The following is a 24,678-nucleotide window of genomic DNA, read 5'->3' on the forward strand; positions in this document are numbered from 1 at the left end:
CGGAAAATACAACACCCATGTCTCCAGCATGCCGGGGACATGGGTGCTTTGCACACCGTCGAGGCAAATGTGGTCAAAGGATGATTCCCTGATGCGGGAACACCTTTGGCCGGCGAATCACTCCGCCGGGACGATTGACACGATCTTCGGGGCCTTGACAATCACCTTGCGTGGTTCCTTGCCGCCGAGACGATCGGCGACCGCTTCGAGCGCGCGCTTTTCGAGCTCTTCGGGCGCGATATCCGGGCTGACCTCCAGCTTGGCGCGAATCTTGCCCTTGATCTGCACGACCGCGGTAACCGTGTCCTGGCCGACGTAGCGTTCATCAGCCTTCGGCCATGGTTCATGGGCGAGCGACTCGGCATGCCCCAGCCGGTTCCACAGTTCCTCGCAGATATGCGGGGCGATCGGCGAGAGCATGAGGATCAGCGGCTCCACGGCGGCGCGCGGCACCGACTTCAAACCAGTCAGGTGGTTGTTGAGCACGATGAGCTTGGCGATTGCCGTGTTCGGGCGCATGTTCTCCATTTCCACGGTCACGTCGGCGATCGTGTTGTTCAGGAGCTTCAGGGTCTTCTCGTCCATCGGATCGTCGGAAACCTTGATCTCGCCGGTGTTCTCGTCGACCACGTTACGCCACAGGCGCTGCAGGAAACGCATGCCGCCGATCACGTTGCGCGTGTTCCACGGGCGGGACTCGTCCAGCGGGCCCATGCTCATCTCATACAGGCGGAAGGTGTCGGCACCGTAGTTCTCGTACATGTAGTCCGGGGTGACGATGTTCTTCAGGCTCTTGCCCATCTTGCCGAACTCGCGGTTCGCATGCTGGCCATGCCAGGTGAAGGTCGGCTCGCCATCCGGGCCGGCCGGGCCTTCCTCGACCTCGTCGGCGGGCACGTACTGTCCGCGGTCATCCGTGTAGGCGTAAGCCTGAATCATGCCCTGGTTGAACAGCTTGTGGAACGGTTCCGGCGAGCTGACATATCCCAGATCGTACAGGACCTTGTGCCAGAAGCGCGAATACAGCAGGTGCAGCACCGCATGCTCCACGCCGCCGATGTACAGGTCGACACCGCCGGATTCGCCTGCGGTCTTGTTGTGATGCGGGCCCATCCAGTAGTTGAACTCGTCGGTCTCCACCATGTGCTCGGCGTCGTTGGGGTCGATGTAGCGCATGTAATACCAGCAGGAGCCCGCCCAGTTCGGCATGGTATTCGTGTCGCGATGGTACTGCTTGGGACCGTCGCCCAGGTCGAGGGTGATGTTCACCCAGTCGTCGTTGCGGCTGAGCGGTGCCTCCGGGTCGGATTCGGCGTCCTCGGGGTCGAAGGTCTTCGGGCTGTAGTCCGGCACGTCAGGCAGGTTGATCGGCAGCATGCTGTCGGGCAGCAGGTGCGGCACCTCGTCCTCGTCGTAGACGATCGGGAATGGCTCGCCCCAGTAGCGCTGGCGGCTGAACAGCCAGTCGCGCAGACGGTAGCTGACCGTACCCTTGCCAACACCGGCGGCTTCCAGCCAGCCGATGACCTTGTCGATCGCCTCGTCAACACGCAGACCGTCGAGCGACAGGCTGTCGCCCTTCGCATAAGTGGATTCGGTCGAAGAGTTGATGACGATGCCGTCATGGGAGACGAACGGGGCCTTACCCTCATAGTTGGCGAGGTCGTCGTTTGAGCCGGGCAACGGCTTGACGGTGTAGATGACCGGCAGACCGAACTTGGCGGCGAAATCGTAATCGCGCTGGTCGCCGCCAGGTACCGCCATAATCGCGCCGGTGCCGTAGTCCATGAGCACGTAGTCGGCGGTGAAGATTGGCAGCTGCTTGCCGGTAATCGGGTTGGTCGCGTACAGGCCGGTGAACAGGCCGGTCTTCTCGCCACCCTCGTCGACACGGTCCTTGGCGGTTTTCGCCTCGGCAGCAAGCCGGTACGCGTGCACAGCCTCCTTCGGGGTCGCGTACCCGCCCTTCCATGCTTCGGGCACATCCTGCGGCCAAGCGGCGGGAACATGCTCAAGCAGTTCGTGCTCCGGGGAGACCACCGCGAAGGTGGTGCCGAACAGGGTATCGGGACGTGTCGTATAGACTTCCATATCCTGTTCGCCGTCTTCCGAGGCGACCGGGAAGTGTACAGCGGCGCCGTGGGATTCGCCGATCCAGTTGCGCTGCATGAGCTTGACCTTCTCAGGCCAGTCGATGGTGTCGAGATCTTGGATCAGGCGGTGGCCGTACGCGGTGATGCGCATCGACCACTGGCGCAGCTCGCGTTGGAAAACCGGATAGTTGCCGCGTTCGGAGCGACCTTCCGCGGTGACTTCCTCGTTCGCCAGAACCGTGCCAAGGCCCGGGCACCAGTTGACCGGGGACTTGGAGATGTAGGCGAGACGGAAATCGTTGAGCACGTCGGCCTGCTGGCGGGCGTTGAGGTCACTCCACGCCTTGCCTTCGAAGCCGGGAATCGGCTTGGCACCGGACTTGAACTTCTCGACCAGTTCGCTGATCGGGCGGGCGGAACCCTTGCCGCCGTCGCGGCGGATGAAATCAGGGTCGTACCAAGCATCGTAGATGCGGGAGAAAATCCACTGCGTCCAGCGCATGTAATCGGGGTCGATGGTCGCGAAGCTGCGGCGGTTGTCGAAGCTCAGCCCCATGCGATGCAGCTGGCGGCTCATATTCGCGATGTTCTGCTCCGTGGTAACGCGTGGATGCTGGCCGGTCTGGACCGCATACTGTTCGGCCGGCAGACCGAAAGCGTCATAACCCATGGCATGCAGGACGTTCTCGCCCTTCATGCGGTGGTAGCGGCTGACCACGTCGGTGGCCAGATATCCGAGCGGGTGGCCGACGTGCAGGCCCTTGCCGGACGGGTAGGGGAACATGTCCATGGCGAAGTAGGGGGTGCGGCCGTCGGCGTTCTTGCCGTTGCCGTCCGTCAGGTCACCCTTGACATTCGCCGCCCAGAACGTGCCCTGCTCGTCCCAGGTCTTCTGCCACTTTTCCTCGATGGTCTGTGCGAGCTTCGCGTTATAGCGGTACGCCGGCTCGCCTTCGTGTGCTTGCGTGTTGTCGGTCATAAACAAGGATTATTGCCGCACAACGGGACACGACGCGAGTGCCTATCCATTATCCGAACGTATTGTCGGCGGGTTGAGCTTCGCGTACGGGTGGTAACCGAGCTGATTGGTCATTTCATCGGCGAAAGAGCGCCAGGTGCCGGAGGTGACCATCTGCTTGAGGATTGCGTCGATTTTCGAGGCGAGTGCGCCCTCCCCCGCCTTGACGCTTACGGCGTGCAAGGACGTGCCGAATCGGCCGGATACAACGTGCAGATACTGCGACCCTTCGTTCGCGGCGAGACCGGCGAGCGCCGCGTCATCGCCGCTGACTGCGTCAGCCTCCCCGACGAGCAGCGCGGTGACGCATTGCAGGTAGGTCGCACGCTCCTGGATGCGCGCCTTGGGCTGGAGGCTGCGAATGCCGTCGGAAGCTCCCGACCCGGTGACGGTGCACACGGTATGGCCTGCCAGGTCATCGGTGCCGGTAATCGTGTCGGCGTCGTCGGCGCGGACGAGCAGTCCTTGTGCGGCGCTCAAATACGGGCCGGCGAAGGTTGTGGCGTCGTCGCTGGAGGTGATTCCAATCGGCAGGGGCGCCGCGACGATGTCGACGAAGCGGTCGTTGAGCCGTTTGCTGTAATCGGAGACGGTGACCGACCTGAACATGATCTGCTTTTTCGCATAACCGAGCTCGTTGGCCACGTAGGTGGCGACATTCACGTCGAATCCGGAGTAGGAGCCGTCGTGCAAGCGGCTCAATCCCGGCATGTCTGCGGCGACGCCGATGGTGATGGTCGGGCCTTCCGGCAGATTGGCGGACGCGTCTGAGGCACCTTCGCAACCTGTCAGGGATGCGGCTGCGAGGGCGCAGCAAAGCACGGTGGCAAGTATTCGTCGTGGTGTGCGCATCTGATCACCTCCGTTGTGCGTATCGCGGCTACGCGTGTCGCAGTGGTATGCGTCGCCGTTGCGAGTGTCACCGCCATATGCCGCTGCCATGTGTCACCGGCCTGCGAATCACCGCCGGCGATGGCGAGCGTCTGGTGTCTGACCTTACCTTCTGGTGTCTACCTAGGCGGTATGCCGATCGGCAGGCACCCGGGCTCAGGTTCACATCACTTGAACAGACGGGAACGGGCGAGGAACCACGCAGTCAGGCCGCCCGCGGCAATGGCGAGGACGATGACGATAAGGAAGCCCCATTTGCTGGCCGTCAGCGGCATACCGAGCATGCCGGTCTGGAAGTTCATGCCATACATGGAGAACACGAGCGTCGGAATGGACAACGCGATGGAGATGATGGTGAAGATGCGCATCACATTGTTCAGGTTGTTGGACACGATCGAAGCGAAGGCGTCGGTCATGTTCGCAAGGACTCCGCTGTAAATGTTCGCCATCTCGATTGCCTGCTTGTTTTCGGTGATGACATCGTCGAGCAGATCCTCGTCCTCCGGGTATTGCTTAATCCGTGAGAGCGTGGTGAGTTTTTCCATCACGATTTCGTTGGATTTCAGGCTTGTGGTGAAGTAGACCAAGGTCTTGCTCAATTCGAGCAGCATGAGGATCTCGCGGTTTTGCATCGAGTGGCGCAAACGCAGTTCGAGTTTGTCGGTTTCGCGGTCGATGATGCGCAGGTATCGCAGGTACATCGTGGCGTTGCGGTACAGGATCTGCAGGATGAATCGAGACTTCATATACGTGTTGAAGCCGCGGATGGTGCCCTCCATGAAGGGGTGGAGGACGGGCGTGTCCTGCATGCACACGGTGATGATGAGGTTCTGGGTGACGATGATCGACAACGGGATGGTCTCGTACCAGTCACGGCCGCTGCGTTCCTCGACGGTCGGGATGTCGACGATGATCATCGTGTAATCGTCTTCGGCGTCCACGCGGGAACGTTCCTCGTCATCGAGCGGGGCGCGCAGGTCGGCCAGATCGATGCCAGTTTCCTGGGAGACCGTGGCGAGCTCCACGTCGGTCGGCTCCGAAAGACATAGCCATGCGCCGGTTTCCGGTTTCTCGATCTGCTCCACTTGACCGTTGATGGTGCTGAACATTCTCAGCATGCGCTCACCTGCCTTTCATCTATGCTCTCGCCGTACGCGAATCGTGCGCCTGAGCCACCGTCCTTCTGTGGATGTTCCGCGGCCTGACTCCAAACGAGTCGCGGCGACCGCCGAAGAATCCCAAATAAGCATAATCCCTCACGGCTGGGACGAAACCGTCTTCCCGCGGTTTCACCCCCTGACGTAACGCGATGTTCAGCGCGCGTTTGTTTCACAGCCACCCGGGTGTTGGGTCGCGGGTTGTCGGGTGCGCTGTGCGAGACGTGTTTTGGAGAAAACACACAAGACCACGCCGCAGGGAACCGCGGGTTACCGGTTACGCTACGCGGTGCATGGGCTTGCGAGCATACCGACCGCAGCGATGTCCGCCATATGACCGTCGGACGGAATCTCAACATCTCGACGATACGACCGATTTCATCGAGAAATTGAGAAGAAAATCTCAATATCTCTCCACGAAGGAGCCCTCCCGCGATTTGTTAAGAACCAGTCACTCTCATCTCAAACAACCGATAGCCTGAAATCCTTGATATTCCAAGCTGTTCAAGAAACCTACCCTGTCCTCATCTCGCCGAGAAATCTCAATATCTCGCCAAAACGACCGACGGACGCGAGTTGTTCGGACTTCAGACAACCGAAAGCCGTCCGCCTGAAGCAATGACAACCGGCAGCCCCCAAAATCAGAATCGGCGGGAAAGAAAAAACCCCGGGACTGTTCCCAGGGTTTGAACGTGCGCCAGACAGGATTCGAACCTGCAACCTGCTGATCCGTAGTCAGCTGCTCTAATCCATTGGGCTACTGGCGCAGTCGCTGCTCGCGGGAGATTCATACATCTTCATTGCGGCAACGTTCGCATCATACCCACATTTCACGATAATCGCAACAGGCGTGTCTAAATGGGGCAGCAGCGAGCCCGGACGCGCGCAACTGCGGAACACCGTGTACGGCCGCGACAGCGGGCGGGATTCGTCAAGCCGCGCGTGCCGCAGCATACGTAACCGCCGAATGTCTCCACCGCTTTGCCATGGTCGATGGTGGTTCGTCAGGCTGCGTATGCCGCGGGATACGCACCCGGGCAAAACCCGACGAGGGATGGCGATAGCCGATAACATCCGCTGAGCTGTGCATGTCCCGGCATGCGTAATACGACGGTCGTCACGGGGCACCGCCGTTCTTCAGTGCATTCCGCGGGGTTGCGTATGTTTGGGCATACGCAAACCGTCGGTCTGCTGCAAGCCGTTGGCATCATCTCCGGGGATCTGCGGCGTTGCGTATGCCGCCGCACACGCAACCAGATGGAACGTCTCAGGCAACACCGTTGGCTTTCATACGCCTTGGTTCGCTTTGGTTCCCATGCGGTCTGCTTCCTATACGCGCGTTTCGCACACGGACGACATGGCACGACACGTGCGGGATGGCGTGAGGACGAGATGACCAGATGACGGGACGACGACATCCGCGACTCCGGGAATGTCACCTGAAATGAAAAACCCGCATCGCTCTTGCGATGCGGGTTGTCCGTGGAGCTAGGGGGATTCGAACCCCCGACCCCCTCCATGCCATGGAGATGCGCTACCAGCTGCGCCATAGCCCCGGTCGGTCTTCAGTTATCTCGTCCGTTCTTCGCGGACCTCGTATACATTACAACACCATTGGCTGATATCAAAATCGACCACCCCTCTCGGCGTGTCGCACTTGATTCCACGACGGCACATCCTCGTCAGGAATACCGCTTGAAGGGTTGCTGTTGGTTGGAATATCGTGCTTCCGGGACCGCGGTTCAGGGGCGACAATAGAGTCCGACAGAAATTCTGAAGTCCACTAGAGTTAAAATGTCAATCGATCGAAACCAAAAGAGACGCAGGGGCCAGTAACCGGCAGCCAACAGCGACGACCGCACACCGATCACCACACACCAAGAATCAGCTACACACCAACCAAACAGGAAGGTCCACCGTGATCGCATCCATTATCCAAGCCGTGGCGCTATTCGCCGTGACCAACATCGACGACATCATCGTGCTTGCCTTGTTCTTCGCCCGCGGAGCAAAACAACGCAACACCACGCGAACTATTCTGCTCGGCCAGTATCTCGGATTCTTCGGCATCCTCGTCATCGCCGTGGTCACCTCATACGGTGCCGTGACCTTGCTTCCTGCCGAAGCAATCCCCTACTTCGGTCTGATTCCGCTGGCACTGGGCATCAAAGCCGCATGGGACAGCATCCGTGGCGAAGACGATGACGACACCGGCGAGGGCAAAAGCATCACCCTGCCGACAGTCGCAGCGGTCACCTTCGCCAACGGTGGAGACAATATCGGCGTGTACGTGCCGGTATTCGTATCCAACAGCCTCCCGGTGGTCATCGTGTATTGCGTTGTATTCCTTGTTCTGGTCACCGTCCTGGTGCTGCTCGCGCGCTTCATCGCGACCCGACCGGGAATCGGCGAATGGCTCGAGCGTTCGGACCGGTACCTGTTCCCACTTGTGCTCATCGCGCTCGGTGTGGTGATTCTCGTCAAGGGGCACGCGTTCGGCATATGACCGAGCTGATACTCGAACCGGGGCGAATCGTTGCGTCTGGCGCTAGATAATGCAAGCCACCCAGTCGGCTACCGGCCATCCATCGGTTGCAAACCGCACAACCACCCAACAACAACAGGCGGCACGCAAACGCGTAACCGCCCACCGGAGATTGCTGTCATCGATATTATCGATTGATTATTTCGTCGCAGTACCAGACCTATCAGTCGAACCGGATGACGACGAACCGGTTCCAGAAGTATCCGAGTCTGTGCCAGTAGTACCCGAATCAGATCCGTCGGTCGTGCTGGAATCAGAAGTCCCACCACCGTTTGAACCCGCCGACGAACCAGAATCTGAACCCGAGGCTGCGCTCGAGCTGCTCGACGCGCTGGCCGAAGGGGACGCACTGGCAGTCGCGGACGGGGACGGGTTTGCAGTCGACGAGGCTGAGGCGCTGGAGCTTGCGGACGGGGACGGGCTCGCGGTCGTGGACGGCTTGTCGCTTGGCTTCTCGAGCTGATGATCGTCATCACGCCGCGTCTGCGAATCGCTGGGGGTCGGAGTCACCCGCGCATTGCCGACCATGTCACGCACCACGCTATCCGTGCCCTGGCCGCGGGTGACCAGCATGATGACGCCTGCGGTGATACCCACCGCCACCAGCGCACTGACCACGGAGATGATAATCGCCACGCGTTTGGTCTTGCGAGCGCGTTCAGTGTTCGCCGAACCAGACAGGTGCCGGGCGGCCGTCGTCCCGGTCTCGTTGCCGGAAACAATAACGCGCCCCTGATGGCCGTCCGCACCGGCATGGGCATGAGCGGCCGCGGATGCACCGGAGATAACACGGGTGGCATCATCCACAACACCACCGGAAATCACACGAGTGGCATCATCCGCAGGCTGCATCACCGTGGTCACGTCCGCAGCACCAACCGTGGGCATGGCACGCGTTGCATCGGACTTGGCCTCCCCTGCACCCTGGATATTCCTTGCGTTCGCGGCACTCTGGGCGCCCTGCACGGGCAGCACGGTGGTCTCGTCACTGCTGATACGACGAGGCTGCCTCGCGGTTTCCCCGCTCGCGCCGTCCGCATCAGCGGTCTGGTCGGTTTGCTCCCCCTCGATCTGCTCGTCATCGCCGCCTTTGACATCCTGGAGTTTTTCCGAAGACGCTTTGAGGATGTTCTGGTACAGCTGCGAGGACACCGCGGATACAATCGAGCCGACGGCCACGCCAATCACCGATCCGGCGATGCCGATTCTGGCTGACAGCAGGAACGAGGTGACCGCCGCGAGCGCACCGGCGACAAGTTGCGGTACAGAGATTCCCTTGAAAAAGTTCTTCACATTGCTGACTGTATCGAAAAAAGCAGGAACACGCTGGGCGTGGGCTGAAAAATCGCGCCATGCTCACAATGCGGATGCGTGTCGCAAACGGCAGATGTATCGGTTAAGTCGTTGCGCTGTCGTTCCTTCCCGCCGTATACACGGTGCGACGTCGGCTCAGGTCCGTTCAACGGCCGGGCTGTTTGTTCGCGCGTATGGGAATAATAAGCCGGGTGACTTTCAACGACACCTTGACATTTTCTCAATCGTCCGCCGTACTCGATGCACCGGAAGGCCTTCCGGAAGCTGTGTTCTGGGACATGGACGGGACACTGATCAATTCGGAAGTTTACTGGGCGGCGGCCGAACGGCATGTCATCGAGCTGCATGGCGGCACGTTCAGCGACGAGGTACCACTGCGTGCGCGCGGCCAGTCCACCCCGCGTCTGCTCCAGATTGTGCAGGAGTACATTCCCGCGCATGTGGACCCCGATACACTGCGCTCTGAAATCATCGGCTATGTGATTGACCGCGAGCGCGAGAAACCATGTTGGGCGACCGGTGCGGTCGAACTGCTTGACGTGCTGTCGCAGGCCGGAATCCCGAACGTGATCGTGTCCGCTTCCCCTCGCGCGATGGTCGACAACATGGCCCGCCAAGCGCCCCAGGGCGCGTTCGTCGGATACGTGTGCGGCGAGGACGGTCTGCCCGCGAAGCCGGACCCGGCACCATACTTGCGCGCCGCAGAAATCGTGGGCGCTGCCCCTGCCAACTGCCTGGTGTTCGAGGACTCCCCTGTCGGTTTGCAGTCCGGCGGCGCGAGCGGCGCGACCGTCGTCGCAATCACCGGGTTCACACCAGAAGGCGTGGTCTTCGACGGTCCTCAGGTGACCAATATCAAGGATTATGTGGGGCTCGGCCTCGACGATCTGGCGAATTTCATGGAGCTCGGTTCGCTCGAGAAGTGATTGCCGGGGATACCGGTTCCACGCATCAATACAACTTGGATACGACTTGGCTGCCTCGCGTTCCGGTAGTGTGCCGCCGCTGAGTATGCCACGGTATTGGATTCGCGCAGAAACCGGGACGGCTACCGATCTTCTGTCGACACCGGGAGTTGCTTCAGCGTTGGCAGAAGGTTGGTGTTCTGCTTCTACCGACGCTGAAGCGTCCCTCAGTGTCGGTAGAAGGTCACACGCGCAACACACTGTAGGGTTTGTTTTTCCCGCACCGCTGATATGCGAGTCCCGTCTAACGTGACCAGTTTCGGAAACAGCCACAAAGACCGACGGCAGGATTATTTGCGTTTGGTTACCACGGACATAATGACCGCCACGAAAATCAGCGAGAAACCCACAATCGAGGTCCAGCCGATTGCTTCGCCCCAGAACATCGCGGAGAATGCGACGGCGAACAGGCTTTCCGTGCACATGATGATGGCCGCGCTCGACGGCGGCACGTGCGCCAGACCGATATTCTGCATGATCTGCGCCATCGTGGTCGCTCCGATCAGCAGATACAGGAAACTCATGATGACATCGGGCGCAAGCCATGACGCGTTCGGAAGCGGTTCAGTCAGCAGCGCGCCAATCAGGAAGAACACGTCGGCGACGGCGAATTGCATGAACGTGACGGCAATTGGATGGAAGTGCTGGGTGTAGCGTCCCAGGAAGGTGAGATTGAACGAGAAAATCACCGCGTTCGCGATGGTCATCCAGTCGCCTTGGCTGAGCGCAAGCGAGCCTGATCCGGGTTTAAGGGCGACGAAGCCTACGCCGGTCAGGCAGATGATTGCGGCGACAAGATTGATCAGTTTAGGGCGCTGTTTGGCGACCAGCCATGCGGCGAACGGGGTGAGCACGCAATACGAGGCGGTCAGGAAGGCGCTGCGGCCAGGATCAATGGTTTTCAGGCCTTCGGTTTGCATGACCATCGTGCCGTAGTAGGTGATGCCCACAACCAGCGCGGGAATGATGATCTCGCGGGTGAGCGCGGGAATGATTACCCGATGGAACAGGACGAACATAATCAAGCAGGAGCCGGTCATACGCATAGCCATGAGCCATTGGGGCGTAATGGCACTCATCGCCACCTTCGCGACCAGATAGCTGCCACCCCACAGGGCGGCACAGCACAACAGCATGACACGCGCAAGGTTCGGCGGGAAGGTACGTGACATACGGCTGCGGAATTCCTGAAAGCGGCTGCGTGCACGCATGTATCTCTCCTCCTTCGCCTCGCGGGCTTCGATGCTCGGCATGATGATTCCGGCGTGGGTGTGCTGGCCATCGCCGGTTTTGCCGTACTCACGATAGCCATCGCGCGGAAAGAACACGCCCGGAAGTCATCCGATTTTTCACAAGGTTCACCTCGTTGAAATCTCACGCCGCCGTCTGAAGCGGGGCGTCTCGGCAATGTCGAACGGGTCCAGCCGACGACGACCTGTGTCGACTCGAAGGTCTCGACGCCCGCGGCGAAACCGTCGTGAGATACCTCACAATCCGCGGTGTCATACCTGCAATGACCCGGGAACTGCCGTAAGCTGGTATCACCGGTTCGTACAAGCGCCGACGACCCGGTCGGCAGCCGCGACGCGGCGGCGCACAAGGCGCCCGAACGGCACACGCAGACCAGTACCATGAACCACAAGCGAAAGGAACATCATGGCCACCATCACCCCGGAAATGAAGGAATTCATCGCCAACCACCTGCCTTGGGTGGCTACCATCAGCAAGGACGGACAGCTCAACATCGGCCCGAAGATGTCCACCTTCGTGCTTGACGACCATCACATCGCCTACCACGAGCGTACCGCCCGCCAGCATTACCAGAATCTGCTGGACGGCAGCGAGCTGGTCATCGGCGTCGCGGATCTGGAGACCAAGACCGGCTACCGGTTCCGCGGCAAGGTGACGCTGCACAGTGATGACGCGATCTATGAGGAGCAGGTCAAGGTCGCGGAGCGCAACGGCACCAAGAAGCCGGCGGTCGTGCCGGTGCTGGAGGTCACCGAAATCGACGACCTGACCGCGGGCGCGAAGGCCGGCACGGTCATCGAAAAGGACTGAACGCGGGCAAGAACGCGGGCGGCGGCATGACGGAAACCCGTCTGCCGCCGCTTTTCGTTATATTGCTTCTGTCACAACCCCGCTACCGGCCTGCATAGCGGCGGATATCAACCGGCACGTGCATCCCGCCAAAGGTGCCCGGATGTTCATCCCATACGCCGGGAATAATCGCCCCGCAATCAGGGCATGTCCCGTCGGCGGTCAGCCGGTATCCGGTGATGTCGTACCAGTCGCGCTCAATCAACCTCGCCCCGCAAGACGGGCAGTATGTGGTGCCGCCGTCACGGTCCGACACGTTGCCCGTATACACGTAGCGCAATCCCTCTTGCAGCGCAATCCGGCGTGCGTGCAAGAGCCGCTCCTTGGGTGTCGGAGGCACGTCACGCATGCGGTAGTCGGGATGGAATGCGCTGAAATGCAGGGGCACATCGCGTCCGCAATGTTCACGCAGCCATGCGCATTCGGCGTGCAAAGTCCCGTCGTCATCGTTATGACCGGGAATGAGCAATGTCGTCAATTCCACCCAGGTGTCCGTGCCGTTGACCGCGTAGTCGATTGTCGCCAGTACATCAGCCAGATGCGTGCCGGTGTCATGCCAGTAGAAATCCTCGGTGAAGCCTTTCAAATCGATGTTCGCCGCATCCATGTACCGGTAGAATTCAGGCCGCGCGCAGGCGGACATGTACCCCGCCGTGACCGCTACCGTGCCGATGCCATGGTCGCGGCAGGCGTGGGCGGTGTCGATGGCGTATTCGGCGAATACGATGGAATCGTTGTACGTGAACGCGACAGACGACGCGCCGCACCCCTTCGCCGCGTATACGATGTCATCGGGCTGAGCATCGACCGCGTAAGTATCCCAGATACGGGACCGCGAAATATCCCAGTTCTGGCAGAACCGGCAGCCGCTGTTGCATCCGGCGGTGCCGAAGCTCAAGATCGCGGTGCCAGGATGCCAATGATTGAGCGGCTTTTTCTCCACCGGGTCCAACGCGAATCCCGAACTGCGTCCATACGTGTCCAGCGTGATGACACCGTTATGGTTGGAACGCACGAAACAGAAGCCCCGCTGACCGTCGCGCAGCTTGCATCCGCGCGGGCACAAGTCGCATTGCACACGGCCGTCCTCCAGACGATGCTGCCATCTGCCGATCGCCGGATCGCCGGGAACAGGACCCGTCGTCACCTCGCGTCGGCCGTCCGGGCGCGGGGACGGCGCCTCATAGGTGTGCGGAAACGGGCTGGTCGGTTGGAATCCCCCACGCATCGATGCCGCGACCTCGTCCGGGTGGGGCTGATCGATCGGCTGCCCGGCATCCGTGGATCCGTGTGACGGCTGTGATTCGCGCTCATGCATGGTGGTTCCTTTCCTTGCCGGTAGCATCGGTGTCGGCTGCGTCGGGGGCGGCGGCACCGGCGGCATCTGCATCAGTCTCCGACGTGCCGATTCGCGTGTCCTGTATTCCCTTCTCATCGTAGGTACTGACGGTGTACGTCCATGCCGCGAACCGCGCATCATTCCACGTGGTGTCCGCGCGCAAGCCCGCTTTGGCCAGCAGATGACCGACGAAATCATGCGGATGCGGCAATTGATCCCACACTTGTGGCAGGAACGTGGCCCAGTGCCCGTGCCCGTCATCGATGACCAATCCGTCACGCCGGGGCACAAGCGAGGCTTCCAGCTGCGCGCGCGAGGTCACAGGCAACGCCCGCTTCGGGGACAGGACGGACACTTCGATGCTGATGGCGGGGTATTCCCACGGTTCCACCGGGCGGAAGCGCGGATCATGGCAGGCGGCGTCCACGGTATGACAGGCGACATCCTCGCCCAACGGACGGGTCGGCTCGAGCGATCCGATGCACCCACGCAAATCGCCTTGCTCGTGCAAGGTGACGAAACAGGCGCCGTCATGCTTCAGCCACGGGTGGGCTTCGCTTGTTTCCGCTGCGGTCGGTCCGTCGATGTCGATGCCGCAATATCTGGCGAGCGCCGCCCGAGCGAGGCGAGGCAATACTTCTGCGGCTTCCTGCGGCAGGGATTCTTGCTGATTCTGCGGATCTGTGCAGGCATTGACGGTATTGCGGGCATTGCGGGCGGCATGACCGCTGTGCTCGCAATCGCCATCGTTCTTGCGGTCTTCACTGTCGCCGTCATTGTCACCCTCCCACACGCCGAAAGAAGCGTAGCCGACAACCGCCTGATCGGGGTCGGCCATGTCCGGGCGGCGCATCGGCAATCCCGAATCCGCGAGCGCCAGCACTCCCCCGTCGCCTGATGTTGAGCAGCCGAGCGGCCTGATGGCAAGGCCGCGACGCCGACACACGTCAATCAGCCTGTTAATCGGGTAGGCGCCGCAGGCGTAATCGGGCACAATCGGCAGAATTCCGGCGGTAATGCGCGCAATCGTGTCATCGTCAAGCTGGCGTGCCACGTGTTCTGGATGGTAGTGGGACAGGTCCGAGCTGATGATGACGACGGTCGCGGGGTCCGTCCAGAACCGGTCAATTAGTATACCAAGTTCGCCGGGCGTGGTGTCCCCCGCGTTGAGCGGGATGATGCTGGTCTGCGGGCCGAGGACACGTTGAATCCAAGGGATATGTACTTCGACGGCATGTTCGCGCCGGTGGGTGTCATCGTTGACGATGAAGCCGGGGGTATTGGCGTCGAGCGCGGCACATTCGGCTTCGGTGTCAAGGGGCACCATGCCGAGCGGGGTGCGCCATGAACCGGCGGTGCAGCATGCGGTGCCGTCTACCGGCACGCGGTGAGTGGGGCCGATGATGACGGCACGGCGGATTTGTCCACGGCCGCGCGCAAGCAGACGGTAGGCGAGTGCCGCGGTGGTGCCGGAGTATACGTACCCGGCATGGGGTGCGATGATGGCTTTCGGGACGCCTTGGGGCAAGCGGCTGAGCAGATTGTGATGGTGGTCTAGCAAGGTGCGCGCATAGTCGAGTTGGCGGTCGATGATGCCGCGTAGCGCGTCCGGATCGGCCGGGTAGAACGTTCCGGCGACGGCGGGCTGGCGGATTGCCCCCTGCCAGATCGGGTTCGCGCACGTCGGTATGCGCGGCTTGCGTCGTTCTGTTCCTGCCGCGACGTCGCTGCCGGGCATATGCTCATGTGGTGTGGTCATGGCGATCACCTCTCCCCTTCGATGATAATCGAGTGACGGGCAAGAGATGAACAAGCGGTGAACACAATGCATGGTATGCCCCGCAACCTGGTCGGCACGCGACATGGCTGGGACCGGCGCACGACGAGCACCGATGCACCGCCGACAGCGCCACACGGTCTGCAAAGCGACACGGCCGGCACCACCGAACCGTTGCCATGCAAGATGCGCGGATGTTCGGATCCGGCGCGCGCCCATTCACAAACCGTCTACGCTCACGGCGGTCCTGGCGTAACCAGTTTGAGTAACTATTCAAACTATCTACACTCACGGCCTCCGTTGCGTCACCAGTTTGGGTACGCATACCAACTGGCTACGCCTAACTGCTTCTTGGCGTAGCCAGTTGGTGAGGGAGAGGGAGCTGCGGCGGCAGGATAGATTGCCAAGCAATCAGGGCAGCGTCGGGGCTTCCCACTGGTCCGTGTCCGCAATCGCGGGGCCGTGGTTATACTCGGTCATCCGCCAGCGCACGGTGCCGTCCGGCTGATCAGCTCCGGTCAGACGCGCCCAATGAGCGTTGAACATGGAGGTCATCGCCCCGAAGTCATGATTGCCTTGCGCCATGCCGAGCAAAGTCTGCAAGGTCTGGGAAATCCATGCCCCATGCGAGAAGACGAACAGCGTGGTGTCCGGGCCGGCGCGATGCGACCAGTCGTCAATCGCCTCGACGCCACGCTCCCCGACCGCGCCTTTCGGCTCAGCGCCATGCTTGAGCTCTCCGCCCGCGAAATGCCGCCATGACTGGTAGTCCTCGGTGAAATCGCGTTCAAGCTCTTCAAGCCGTAGGCCTTCCCACGCGCCGAAACTGCGTTCACGCACCCGTGCATCCGGGTGCACGTCAAGCCCGAGCGGATCAGCGAAGGCGTGCGCGGTTTGCACAGCCCGGCCAAGATCTGAGCAGACGATCAGCTGCTTGGGGATATCCGGACGACCATCGACATACAAATCGCGCAAGGTCCGTGCCGTCTGACGGACCTGCCATTCGCCGACTTCATCGAGCGGGATATCCACCTGACCTTGCAAGCGATGCTGCTCGTTATAGGCGGTACGGCCATGCCGCACGATGATAATCGACCTGACATGCGGGCCGGTCGGCTGGACGCGACGATGCTCAGGACCTTGGTATTCCCCACCCATACCGGGTGTACGATTCACCATGCTCACTGCTCGTCGGCGTCCGCGGACGCGGGTTCGGACGCGCCGGAGGATTCGGGTGCTTCAGGCAGCTGCAGGTCGATGGCCGGGCAATCCTTCCACAGGCTTTCCAGCCGGTAGAAGCGCCGCTCCTCCTCGTGCATCACATGGATCACGAAATCGCCGAAATCAAGCAGCACCCAGCGGCCTTCCTGCAGGCCTTCGCGCGAGCGCGGCTGCAAATGGCCGCCCTTGGTGTACAGGTCCTTCTCGATTTCCTCAGCGACGGCAAGCACCTGACGTTCGTTGGACGCGGTGACAATCATCATCACGTCGGTGATGGCGATCGGCCCGGTCACATCGAAGGCGACAATATCTGTGCCCTTCATGCGGTCGGCCGCGGCTGCGGCGATGCGGACGGCGTCGATGGAACTTTGCAATGCGGTCATATCAGCGCTCCCAAGCGGGCTTCCAGCCCTCGATATTGTGTTGTGTGTTCTCGGAGTATACCATCGTATCGTCGGGCACGTCGTGACGGACGACAGACCCGGCGCCGGTGGTGACACCATCGCCGACCTCGACCGGCGCGACGAACATGTTGCCGGCACCCACATGGACGTTGGAGCCGATCTTCGTGCGGTTCTTGTGCACCCCGTCGTAGTTGGCGGTAATCGTGCCGCCGCCGATGTTGGTGTGCTCGCCCAGCTGGGCGTCGCCGATGTAGCTCAGATGCGGGACCTTGGTGCCGTTGCCGATATGGGCTTTCTTCATTTCGACGAACGCGCCGGCCTTGGTTTCCTCGCCCAGCTCATTGCCCGGACGCATGTAGGTCCACGGGCCGATATTCGCAGCCCGCCCGACATACGATTCCTGGACACGGGAACGTTCCACATGCGCTTCGGCGTCGATTCGCGCGTCGATGAGCGTGGTGTACGGACCTACGACCGCGCCTTCGCCGATGGTGGTCGTTCCTTGCAGGAAGCTGCCTGGAAGAATTTGCGCATCCCGTTCGATGCGCACGTCGTCATCAATCCAGGTGGTGGACGGATCAAGGATGGTCACGCCCTGACGCATCCAGTATTCACAGACGCGACGGTTGTGAGCGGCGGCGAGCGCGGCCAGCTGCACGCGGTCGTTGACGCCTTCGACGCTCAAGGGGTCGGGAGCGGCCCACGCTCCCACCCGACCGGTGTGGCGAGCGGTTTCGAGGGCATCAGTCAGATAGAATTCGCCTTGCGCGTTCTGGGAGTCAAGCCCGGCAATCGCGGCGGCGAGAACCTTCGCGTCGAACACGTACACAGAGGTGTTGACCTCGCGGACGGCCAGTTCGCTGCTGTTGGCGTCCTTCTGTTCGACGATGCGCAGCACGCTGCCGTCGCTGTCGCGGATGATGCGGCCGTACCCGGTCGGGTCGTCGAGCACGGTGGTCAGTACGGTCGCGTCGTTGCCGCTCGTGCGATGGTAGTCAAGCAATCCGGACAAGGTCTTGGTATCGAGCAGCGGCATGTCGGATGCCGCGATGAGCACGGTGCCGTCGGCCTTGCCTTCGGCGGCAAGCTGGTTCATCGCACACTGGACTGCACGACCGGTGCCGGGCAGATCGTCCTGGTTGACGATTTCGACGGATTCGTTGTAGGAGCGTGCCGCCTCAGCGACGCTATCGGCCTGGTAGTGGACGACAACGGCGAGGGTTTCCGGATCAAGACCTGCGACGGACGCCATGACCCGCTCAAGGAAGGTCTTGCCCGCGAGCGTATGCAGCACCTTCGGCGTGGCGGAACGCATCCGGGTGCCTTCCCCTGCGGCAAGAATGATTGCGGCTGACAATGTCATACGATGAAATCTCCAATTCTTCGTAACGGCGCTGCGCCGGACGACCATGCGTGAGGCGTCTGACGGCGGCACGCCATGCTTCGAGGATTGTAACCGTCGGGGGCGGACATGGGGGCGTCAGCACAAGCTGTCATCCATGCCTGACTGATGTCAGCGCCAAATGAGGAAGCGGCTTTGGTTCGCTTCTGCTGATACCTAAGAACAAGTCAGCGTCGGATGCCCACGTTGGCAGATACCCCGAAACTGTCTACGCTGACAGTCCTCTCAGCGTAGACAGTTTGTAGGGAGTGTGGGAAGGATGGCGGTGAAAGCAAAACGCACGGGGCCGTTGGGCCGCGTGCGTTTGTGATGCCGTTGCCGGACCCGGACTCGCGGGCCCGGCCGGCGTGGGTTCCGTGTTTCGCGCGCGGAACCGTTTCGAGTTCCCCCACCTGGACTCGAACCAAGACAAAGGGTTCCAAAGACCCGTGTGCTGCCATTACACCATGGGGGATCGGCGGTTTTCATCGCCAAGTTGCTATTATGCCATACTCTGGCGTTTCGTCAATCCGTCCGCGCGTCTTTCAGCGCTGTCGGACCGACGAACCGCAGAATTCAAGCGAACAGGAAGCCCTGCCCGTGATGCACCGGATAGGTGTCAAAGAGCTCTGCGACCGAGCCGTCCTCGAACACCGCCTTGATAGCGCTGGCAAGCAGCGGCGCGATGGACAGGACCGTCAGGCCGTCCCAGCGCTTCTCCTCCGGAATCGGCACGGTATCGGTGAGCACGACCTCGCGCGCACCGCAGTTCTTGAGCCGTTCGACCGCAGGACCAGACAGCACACCGTGGGTAGCGACAACGGTCACGGACTTCGCGCCCGCGTCACGCAGCACATGGCATGCACCGGCGATGGTGCCGGCGGTGTCGATCAGATCGTCGACGAGCACGCAATCCTTGCCTTCGACTTCACCGACCACACGGTTGGAGACGACCTGATTCGGCCGGGTGATGTCGCGGGTCTTGTGAATGAAGGCGAGCGGGCCGCCGCCAAGGCGCTGCGCCCACTGCTCCGCCACACGGATACGGCCTGCGTCCGGGGAGACCACTGCGACATTGTCCAGCTGGTTGGCGAAACGGTCACGAATGTAATCGACCAGGACCGGCATGGCGATCAGATGATCCACCGGGCCGTCGAAGAAGCCCTGAGACTGTGCCGCATGCAGGTCAACACTCATGATGCGGTCGGCACCGGCGGTCTTGAGCAGATCGAACATGAGACGGCAGGAGATGGGCTCGCGGCCGCGATGCTTTTTGTCCTGGCGCGAGTAGCCCAGCAGCGGGCACACCGCGGTGATGGAGCGGGCGGATGCGCGCTTGAGCGCGTCGATCATGATGAGCTGCTCCATGATGGACTTGTTCACGGGGTTGCAGTGGCTCTGCAACACGAACACGTCGGCGCCACGAACCGATTCGGTGTAGCGCACATACATCTCGCCGTTCGCGAAATCGTATGCCGTGGTTTCCAGCACGTCGATGCCAAGTTGCTTGGCAACATCCTGCGCCAGCCTGGGGTGCGCCCGGCCGGTGACGAGAATGAGGTTTTTATCTGGCTTTCCTTCGAGGATTGCGCTCACCGTGTCTCCAAACGTTGTTCGCTGAAGTGGACGTATTTCATAGTAGCCATCCGCATTGACCGGCTCAGGCGGACATGTGCGTGTCCTTGGCGCCGCCGGTGATCCCGCGGTACAGGCCATGCTTGCCAATATACTGCACGACACCGTCTGGCACCAAGTACCACACCGGCTCGCCATGGGCCGCCCGCCGCCGCACGTCGGTCGACGAAATCGCCAATGCCGGAATCTCCAAGGTGTCCACATGACCTTCGCTAAGCAGCTGTGAGGACGGGCTCGTATACCCCGGCCGCGTGACCGCGACGAATTGCGCGAGATCCCACATCTTGTCGGCGTCCTTCCAACGCATAATCTCCGCGACCGCGTCCGCTCCGGTGATGAAGAACAATTCGGCGTCGGGATGCTGGGCGTGGATGTCGCGCAGCGTGTCGATGGTGTAGGTGACCCCGGGACGGTCGATATCAACGCGGGAAACCGTGAACTTTGGGTTCGAGGCGGTGGCGATGACAGTCATGAGGTACCGGTCCTCGGCGTTGGTGACATGCCTGTCCAGTTTGAACACCGGACGTCCGGTCGGCACGAAAATCACCTCGTCGAGGTCGTATACCCATGCGACTTCGGAGGCAGCAACCAAATGCCCGTTGTGGATGGGGTCGAAGGTGCCGCCCATGATGCCGATACGTGGCCGGCTATGCCAATTGCCGCGCGCGGACCTGCGCGAGGATGATCCGGGCGTGTCGATTTGCGGGCGTTGCAGCAGGTCCGACATACGCCGGCCTGCATCGGACTGGCCTGGCGCCGGCATGCTCGTCTCGGATGGACTGTCACTCATGCCTTGTCTCCGTGGTGCTCGCCGTGATGGCCCGCATGTTGCTGACCGGGCTGTTCAGGTTGCCCGGAACGATCGGCATGCTCGGCACGTTCAGCATGCTCGGCGATCTGGCGCTGCTGCTTGTCGGCGTCCTCGGTCTGCTCCTCGATCTGTTCGGCGGTCGGGTCGGGCTCCTTGGGATCGATCTTGCCCATGTCCTCGTCCCATTCCTGCTGGACGACCCGCCGGATCTCCGCGAAGGTGGGCAACAGGAAATCAGGCTGATACAGGCGCCGGATCTCCGCCACCCGTTCAGTGATGCGGATCAGCGTATCCGTCATCCCGTCGATATCCCAGTCGCGCTCCATGGAGGCGTACTTGCGGATGTGGTCTTCCATGACGCGCATATGCTCGGCGACCTGCGCCTGCTGTTGCTCGTCGAGGTCGACCACGTCAGGCGCATCATTCTCCGGCCACCCGATGAGCACCGCATCCGCGTATTCCAACGACGCCCGCTGGGCGGCGGTGGCGATACCGTCCTCAATCTGCACGAGGAACACATACCTCACGGTACTCAGCCGTTCCGCCGCAACCCGCAGGGCGAGCTTAGGGTCGTCCAGATCGATGCCGCGGTCTCGCGCCAATGCTTCATTCACTGCCACTTGTGTCACCTTCGTTTCCTTCACGGTTCCTACGAACCGCCCCTGATGCCGTCATACCGGGATGCCGGGATGTATCGCCAACGCCCCTTTCGGTGCTGCGCCGCGAATTACCGACGTACCTGCCCGGTGCCGTAGCCAATCCACTTGGTGGTGGTCATCTCCTGCAAGCCCATCGGGCCGCGCGCGTGCATCTTCTGCGTAGAAATGCCAAGTTCGGCGCCGAAACCGAAGACGCCACCGTCGGTGAACCTCGTGGATGCGTTGACCATGACCACGGCGGAATCCACGAGCCGGGTGAACCGCTCGATTGCGGAATAGTCCTCGGCGATAATCGATTCGGTGTGCCCTGTCGAATGCATGTTGATATGCCCGATCGCCTCGTCCAGCGAATCGACGACCTTGACACCCATTTTCAGCGCGAGATATTCGGTGTCCCAATCCTGTTCGTCCGCCTGTTCGAGATCGATGCCCTCGATGCCGGCGGCGTCGATGATGCCATAGGCTCGCTCGTCGGCGCGCAGCACCACATTCGCCTCGGCGAGCGCCTGCGCGGCAAGAGGCAGGAACACTTCGGCGACATCGCGGTGTACGAGCAGCTTCTCCGCCGCATTGCAGACCCCGACACGCTGGGTTTTTGCGTTAAGGATGATAGGAATGGCCTTGTTGAGGTCGCCGGAACGGTCAACGTAGATGTGGACGTTGCCGGCGCCAGTTTCAATGACCGGGACTTTGGAGTTGCGTACCACGGCCTGGATGAGGCCGGCCCCGCCACGCGGGATGAGCACGTCGACATGGCCGCGCGCCTCCATCATCGCGGTAGCGCCTTGGCGGCCGTAGGCGTCGACCGTGGCAACAAGCGCCTGATCGAACCCGTGTTCGGCGATGGTCTCGCGGATGACACGCAATGTGGCCGCATTGGTGCGTTCGGCTGCATGGCCACCGCGCAGGATGGCGGCGTTGCCCGATTTGAGGCACAGCGAGGCGACATCGACCGTCACATTGGGCCGGGCCTCGTAAATCATGCCGATGACGCCGATGGGCACGCGTACCTGGTTGAGGCGCAGCCCGTTGGGCAGGTTGTACCCGCGCACGATTTGTCCGACCGGATCGGGCAGCGTGGCGACATGCCGGACGCCTTGTGCACTGGCGGCGATGCGGTCCACGTCGAAACGCAGGCGGTCGAGTTTTCCTTCATCCATGCCAGATTCGAAGGCTTCCTGCATGTCCTGTTCGTTGGCGGCGGCGATGTCGTCGGCATGCGTGTCGAGGGCGTCGGCGATGGCGAGCAGCAGCTCGTTCTTCGCTTCGGTGTTCGCCTGTTCGAGTGCGCGCTGGGCCTGGGCGGCGGCGTCCGCCATCATGCATACGGCGCTGAAAACCTGCGCGTCGACGCGCCCGGCCTGCCCGCTGTCTTCTTGGTTCGTCATAGCCAAAACAGTAGCGCACACCGCGGGCATCGCGCCGATTCCGTTCACACGGCGGGTCAATTATTGCCAAAGGATGACCCGCGGCGGGCCGATACACCGTCCTTGGCGGTGCCGACGACGGTGTCCATATCGGGGAACGGCGACGCCGACATGCCCATGGTTCCCGGTAGAATACCGCCCATAAGATCCACTTAACTTTGCAAGGATGATTCGTGATCACGTTCCATAGCACCCGCAGCACCACCGATTCACTCACTTCCAAGCAGGCCATCCGCAAGGGCATCGCCGACGACGGCGGCCTGTTCGTCACCGACGCGCTCGGCGACACGCAGATCGACGTCGCGTCCCTTGCCGGCAAGTCCTACCAGCAGATCGCCCAGGAGGTGCTGGGCGCGCTGCTGCCGGATTTCACCGATGACGAGCTGGCGCAATGTGTGCGAGACGCCTACGGCGAACAATGGTCGGATCCGGCGATCACACCGCTCAAGCCCTTGGGCGACGACTACATCCTCGAACTGTTCAACGGCCCGACGTCCGCGTTCAAGGACGTCGCTCTGCAGATTCTTCCCCGTTTTATGGCGCATACCGCCCCGACCGGCGATCCGAACGAGAAAATCATGATCCTCACGGCCACCTCGGGCGACACGGGCAAGGCCGCGCTGGCCGGGTTCGCCGACGTGCCGGGCACGGGCATCACCGTGTTCTACCCGGAAGGCAAGGTCAGCCAGGTCCAGCAGCTGCAGATGACCACGCAGGCGGGCTCGAACGTGAATGTGTGCGCGGTGCGCGGCAATTTCGACGACGCACAGAGTGCCGTCAAGCGGATTTTCGGCGACCATGAACTCGCCAAGCGCATCGACGACCAGGCGAATGTGGTGCTTTCCTCGGCCAACTCCATCAACGTGGGCCGTCTGGTGCCGCAGGTCGTCTACTACTTCTCCGCGTACGCGCAGCTGCTCGAACGTCAGGTCATCAACGCGGGCGACGAAGTCGAGTTCTGCGTGCCGACCGGCAATTTCGGCGACATCCTCGCCGGCTATTACGCGAAGATGCTCGGCTTGCCGGTCAAGCATCTGGTCGTCGCCAGCGACAAGAACAACGTGCTCTTCGACTTCCTGACCTCCGGCACCTACAACCGCAAGCGCCCGTTCTTCCAGACGATCAGCCCCTCGATGGACATCCTGATTTCCTCGAACCTCGAACGCATGCTGTATTACATGTCCGACAAGGACACGCGCCTCATCCAGATGCTCATGAACGACCTGAACCAGTGGGGCGCCTACGAAGTGCCGGCCGAGCTGCTGGCGAAGATCCGGCAGTTGTTCGGTTGCGGCTGGGCCGACGAGGACCAGGTGCGCGAGATGATCGCCGACTGCTGGCAGAAGAACCATTACGTGATTGACCCGCATACGGCCTGCGGCTATTACGTGATGCAGCAGATGCCGCGCGATCCGCTCACCCCGCGCGTACTGCTGAGCACGGCGAGCCCGTACAAGTTCCCGCGCGTGGTCAACGAGGCGCTGGGCTGGGATGCGTCCGGCTCCGACTTCGATTGCATGGACGTGCTCGCCGAGCACAGCGGGACCACCGCCCCGAAGGCACTGCGCGGCCTTGAGCACGCGGATGTCCGGTTCACGGACGTCGTCGATATCGACGGCATGCCCGCCTACGTGGAGCAGGCGGCGGATCGGCTGTAACACGGTCTGATAACAACGGCCCGGGCGTTTTTCGTCCCGGGCCGTTGTTTTTCTTGGCGAGAATGGGATATGGGCGCATCGTTGCGCCGCTGCCATGGGATATCGGAATCGAAGATATTGCTTTGGACTTCATGTTGGTAGTCAGACGCGCATTGTCTCGTGTTGATGCGGGAGATTGTCTCGGCATCAGCAAAGGACGATGAAGTCCCGGATTAGCGTGGGAGTTTATCGCAATTCTGCGGATTCGCGTGCGTTCTCCCGATGCCGGCTGTTAGGGCGGTTG

19 protein-coding genes and 3 tRNA genes are annotated in these 24,678 nt (G+C 61.5%); 4 read left to right on the forward strand and 18 right to left on the reverse strand.

From position 1 onward, the window contains the following. Positions 1-117: 117 nt before the first annotated feature. The 5 genes from leuS to ACZ41G_RS04875 all read right to left on the reverse strand — a co-directional run bounded on the left by leuS (position 118) and on the right by ACZ41G_RS04875 (position 6,715). The gene (gene leuS, locus ACZ41G_RS04855; protein WP_464144729.1) at positions 118-3,072 is read right to left on the reverse strand and encodes a leucine--tRNA ligase; all 2,955 of its coding nucleotides are present in this window, start codon (positions 3,070-3,072) and stop codon (positions 118-120) included. Positions 3,073-3,114: 42 nt separating this feature from the next. Beyond that, entirely contained in the window at positions 3,115-3,963 is an 849-nt protein-coding gene (locus ACZ41G_RS04860; protein WP_033507485.1) for a transporter substrate-binding domain-containing protein, read from the reverse strand. Between the two features lie 206 nt (positions 3,964-4,169). Then, the gene (locus tag ACZ41G_RS04865) at positions 4,170-5,120 is read right to left on the reverse strand and encodes a magnesium transporter CorA family protein (RefSeq protein WP_033507459.1); all 951 of its coding nucleotides are present in this window, start codon (positions 5,118-5,120) and stop codon (positions 4,170-4,172) included. A 732-nt stretch (positions 5,121-5,852) separates the two neighbouring features. Further along, positions 5,853-5,926 (reverse strand) — tRNA-Arg (locus ACZ41G_RS04870). Between the two features lie 716 nt (positions 5,927-6,642). Then, a tRNA-Ala gene (locus ACZ41G_RS04875) sits at positions 6,643-6,715 on the reverse strand. Between the two features lie 362 nt (positions 6,716-7,077). Between ACZ41G_RS04875 and ACZ41G_RS04880 the strand changes: the two genes are divergently transcribed. Beyond that, the gene (locus ACZ41G_RS04880) at positions 7,078-7,665 is read left to right on the forward strand and encodes a cadmium resistance transporter (RefSeq protein ID WP_033507461.1); all 588 of its coding nucleotides are present in this window, start codon (positions 7,078-7,080) and stop codon (positions 7,663-7,665) included. Positions 7,666-7,842: 177 nt separating this feature from the next. Here ACZ41G_RS04880 and ACZ41G_RS04885 read toward each other — a convergent pair whose 3' ends face one another. After that, the gene (locus ACZ41G_RS04885; protein WP_464144731.1) at positions 7,843-8,997 is read right to left on the reverse strand and encodes a hypothetical protein; all 1,155 of its coding nucleotides are present in this window, start codon (positions 8,995-8,997) and stop codon (positions 7,843-7,845) included. Positions 8,998-9,191: 194 nt separating this feature from the next. On the opposite strand from ACZ41G_RS04885, the gene ACZ41G_RS04890 reads away from it, so the two are divergent. Further along, positions 9,192-9,944: an HAD family hydrolase gene (locus ACZ41G_RS04890; protein ID WP_464144732.1), complete on the forward strand. Its 753-nt coding sequence runs from the start codon at positions 9,192-9,194 to the stop codon at positions 9,942-9,944. 329 nt (positions 9,945-10,273) lie between these two features. On the opposite strand, the gene ACZ41G_RS04895 is transcribed toward ACZ41G_RS04890, so the two are convergent. Further along, entirely contained in the window at positions 10,274-11,194 is a 921-nt protein-coding gene (locus tag ACZ41G_RS04895) for an EamA family transporter (protein ID WP_081966588.1), read from the reverse strand. 445 nt (positions 11,195-11,639) lie between these two features. On the opposite strand from ACZ41G_RS04895, the gene ACZ41G_RS04900 reads away from it, so the two are divergent. Further along, entirely contained in the window at positions 11,640-12,044 is a 405-nt protein-coding gene (locus tag ACZ41G_RS04900; RefSeq protein ID WP_033507463.1) for a pyridoxamine 5'-phosphate oxidase family protein, read from the forward strand. A gap of 82 nt (positions 12,045-12,126) precedes the next feature. Here the strand turns inward: ACZ41G_RS04900 and amrS are convergent, their stop codons facing one another. The 11 genes from amrS to ACZ41G_RS04955 form a co-directional block, all read right to left on the reverse strand. After that, positions 12,127-13,401 (reverse strand): AmmeMemoRadiSam system radical SAM enzyme, encoded by a 1,275-nt coding sequence (amrS, locus tag ACZ41G_RS04905; RefSeq protein WP_464144734.1) that lies wholly within the window; start codon positions 13,399-13,401, stop codon positions 12,127-12,129. Beyond that, positions 13,394-15,181 (reverse strand): AmmeMemoRadiSam system protein B, encoded by a 1,788-nt coding sequence (amrB, locus tag ACZ41G_RS04910; RefSeq protein WP_464144735.1) that lies wholly within the window; start codon positions 15,179-15,181, stop codon positions 13,394-13,396. Before amrB ends, amrS begins: the two co-directional genes overlap by 8 nt. A 429-nt stretch (positions 15,182-15,610) precedes the next feature. Next, the gene (locus ACZ41G_RS04915) at positions 15,611-16,357 is read right to left on the reverse strand and encodes a histidine phosphatase family protein (RefSeq protein ID WP_464146229.1); all 747 of its coding nucleotides are present in this window, start codon (positions 16,355-16,357) and stop codon (positions 15,611-15,613) included. Positions 16,358-16,380: 23 nt separating this feature from the next. After that, entirely contained in the window at positions 16,381-16,803 is a 423-nt protein-coding gene (gene rsfS, locus ACZ41G_RS04920) for a ribosome silencing factor (protein ID WP_015451250.1), read from the reverse strand. Between the two features lies 1 nt (position 16,804). Then, complete coding sequence (gene glmU / locus ACZ41G_RS04925) at positions 16,805-18,187, reverse strand: bifunctional UDP-N-acetylglucosamine diphosphorylase/glucosamine-1-phosphate N-acetyltransferase GlmU (RefSeq protein ID WP_464144737.1); 1,383 nt, start codon at positions 18,185-18,187, stop codon at positions 16,805-16,807. A gap of 422 nt (positions 18,188-18,609) precedes the next feature. Continuing rightward, positions 18,610-18,680, reverse strand: a tRNA-Gln gene (locus tag ACZ41G_RS04930). A gap of 101 nt (positions 18,681-18,781) precedes the next feature. After that, positions 18,782-19,801 (reverse strand): ribose-phosphate diphosphokinase, encoded by a 1,020-nt coding sequence (locus tag ACZ41G_RS04935; RefSeq protein ID WP_015451252.1) that lies wholly within the window; start codon positions 19,799-19,801, stop codon positions 18,782-18,784. Between the two features lie 64 nt (positions 19,802-19,865). Continuing rightward, positions 19,866-20,630, reverse strand: a complete 765-nt coding sequence (gene nadD / locus ACZ41G_RS04940; RefSeq protein ID WP_044098753.1) for a nicotinate-nucleotide adenylyltransferase — start codon at positions 20,628-20,630, stop codon at positions 19,866-19,868. Continuing rightward, entirely contained in the window at positions 20,627-21,280 is a 654-nt protein-coding gene (locus tag ACZ41G_RS04945) for a phosphoribosylglycinamide synthetase (protein ID WP_464144738.1), read from the reverse strand. Before ACZ41G_RS04945 ends, nadD begins: the two co-directional genes overlap by 4 nt. A 98-nt stretch (positions 21,281-21,378) precedes the next feature. Then, a complete protein-coding gene (locus tag ACZ41G_RS04950) occupies positions 21,379-22,698 on the reverse strand; it encodes a glutamate-5-semialdehyde dehydrogenase (protein ID WP_033507505.1) in 1,320 nt (439 codons plus the stop codon). Between the two features lie 56 nt (positions 22,699-22,754). Continuing rightward, a complete protein-coding gene (locus tag ACZ41G_RS04955) occupies positions 22,755-22,880 on the reverse strand; it encodes a hypothetical protein (RefSeq protein WP_464144740.1) in 126 nt (41 codons plus the stop codon). Between the two features lie 30 nt (positions 22,881-22,910). Between ACZ41G_RS04955 and thrC the strand changes: the two genes are divergently transcribed. Beyond that, entirely contained in the window at positions 22,911-24,395 is a 1,485-nt protein-coding gene (gene thrC, locus ACZ41G_RS04960) for a threonine synthase (RefSeq protein ID WP_441482145.1), read from the forward strand. Positions 24,396-24,678 lie beyond the last annotated feature (283 nt).

Source organism: Bifidobacterium porcinum, from assembly GCF_055378475.1.

Excerpts from the sequence above, each read along its gene's own strand:
- leuS (WP_464144729.1), bottom strand. The coding sequence starts at position 3,072 with ATGACCGACAACACGCAAGCACACGAAGGCGAGCCGGCGTACCGCTAT.
- ACZ41G_RS04860 (WP_033507485.1), bottom strand. The coding sequence starts at position 3,963 with ATGCGCACACCACGACGAATACTTGCCACCGTGCTTTGCTGCGCCCTC.
- ACZ41G_RS04865 (WP_033507459.1), bottom strand. The coding sequence starts at position 5,120 with ATGCTGAGAATGTTCAGCACCATCAACGGTCAAGTGGAGCAGATCGAG.
- ACZ41G_RS04890 (WP_464144732.1), top strand. The coding sequence starts at position 9,192 with ATGGGAATAATAAGCCGGGTGACTTTCAACGACACCTTGACATTTTCT.
- ACZ41G_RS04895 (WP_081966588.1), bottom strand. The coding sequence starts at position 11,194 with ATGCGTGCACGCAGCCGCTTTCAGGAATTCCGCAGCCGTATGTCACGT.
- ACZ41G_RS04900 (WP_033507463.1), top strand. The coding sequence starts at position 11,640 with ATGGCCACCATCACCCCGGAAATGAAGGAATTCATCGCCAACCACCTG.
- amrS (WP_464144734.1), bottom strand. The coding sequence starts at position 13,401 with ATGCATGAGCGCGAATCACAGCCGTCACACGGATCCACGGATGCCGGG.
- amrB (WP_464144735.1), bottom strand. The coding sequence starts at position 15,181 with ATGACCACACCACATGAGCATATGCCCGGCAGCGACGTCGCGGCAGGA.
- ACZ41G_RS04915 (WP_464146229.1), bottom strand. The coding sequence starts at position 16,357 with ATGGGTGGGGAATACCAAGGTCCTGAGCATCGTCGCGTCCAGCCGACC.
- rsfS (WP_015451250.1), bottom strand. The coding sequence starts at position 16,803 with ATGACCGCATTGCAAAGTTCCATCGACGCCGTCCGCATCGCCGCAGCC.
- glmU (WP_464144737.1), bottom strand. The coding sequence starts at position 18,187 with ATGACATTGTCAGCCGCAATCATTCTTGCCGCAGGGGAAGGCACCCGG.
- nadD (WP_044098753.1), bottom strand. The coding sequence starts at position 20,630 with ATGAGTGACAGTCCATCCGAGACGAGCATGCCGGCGCCAGGCCAGTCC.
- ACZ41G_RS04950 (WP_033507505.1), bottom strand. The coding sequence starts at position 22,698 with ATGACGAACCAAGAAGACAGCGGGCAGGCCGGGCGCGTCGACGCGCAG.
- ACZ41G_RS04955 (WP_464144740.1), bottom strand. The coding sequence starts at position 22,880 with ATGGGCGGTATTCTACCGGGAACCATGGGCATGTCGGCGTCGCCGTTC.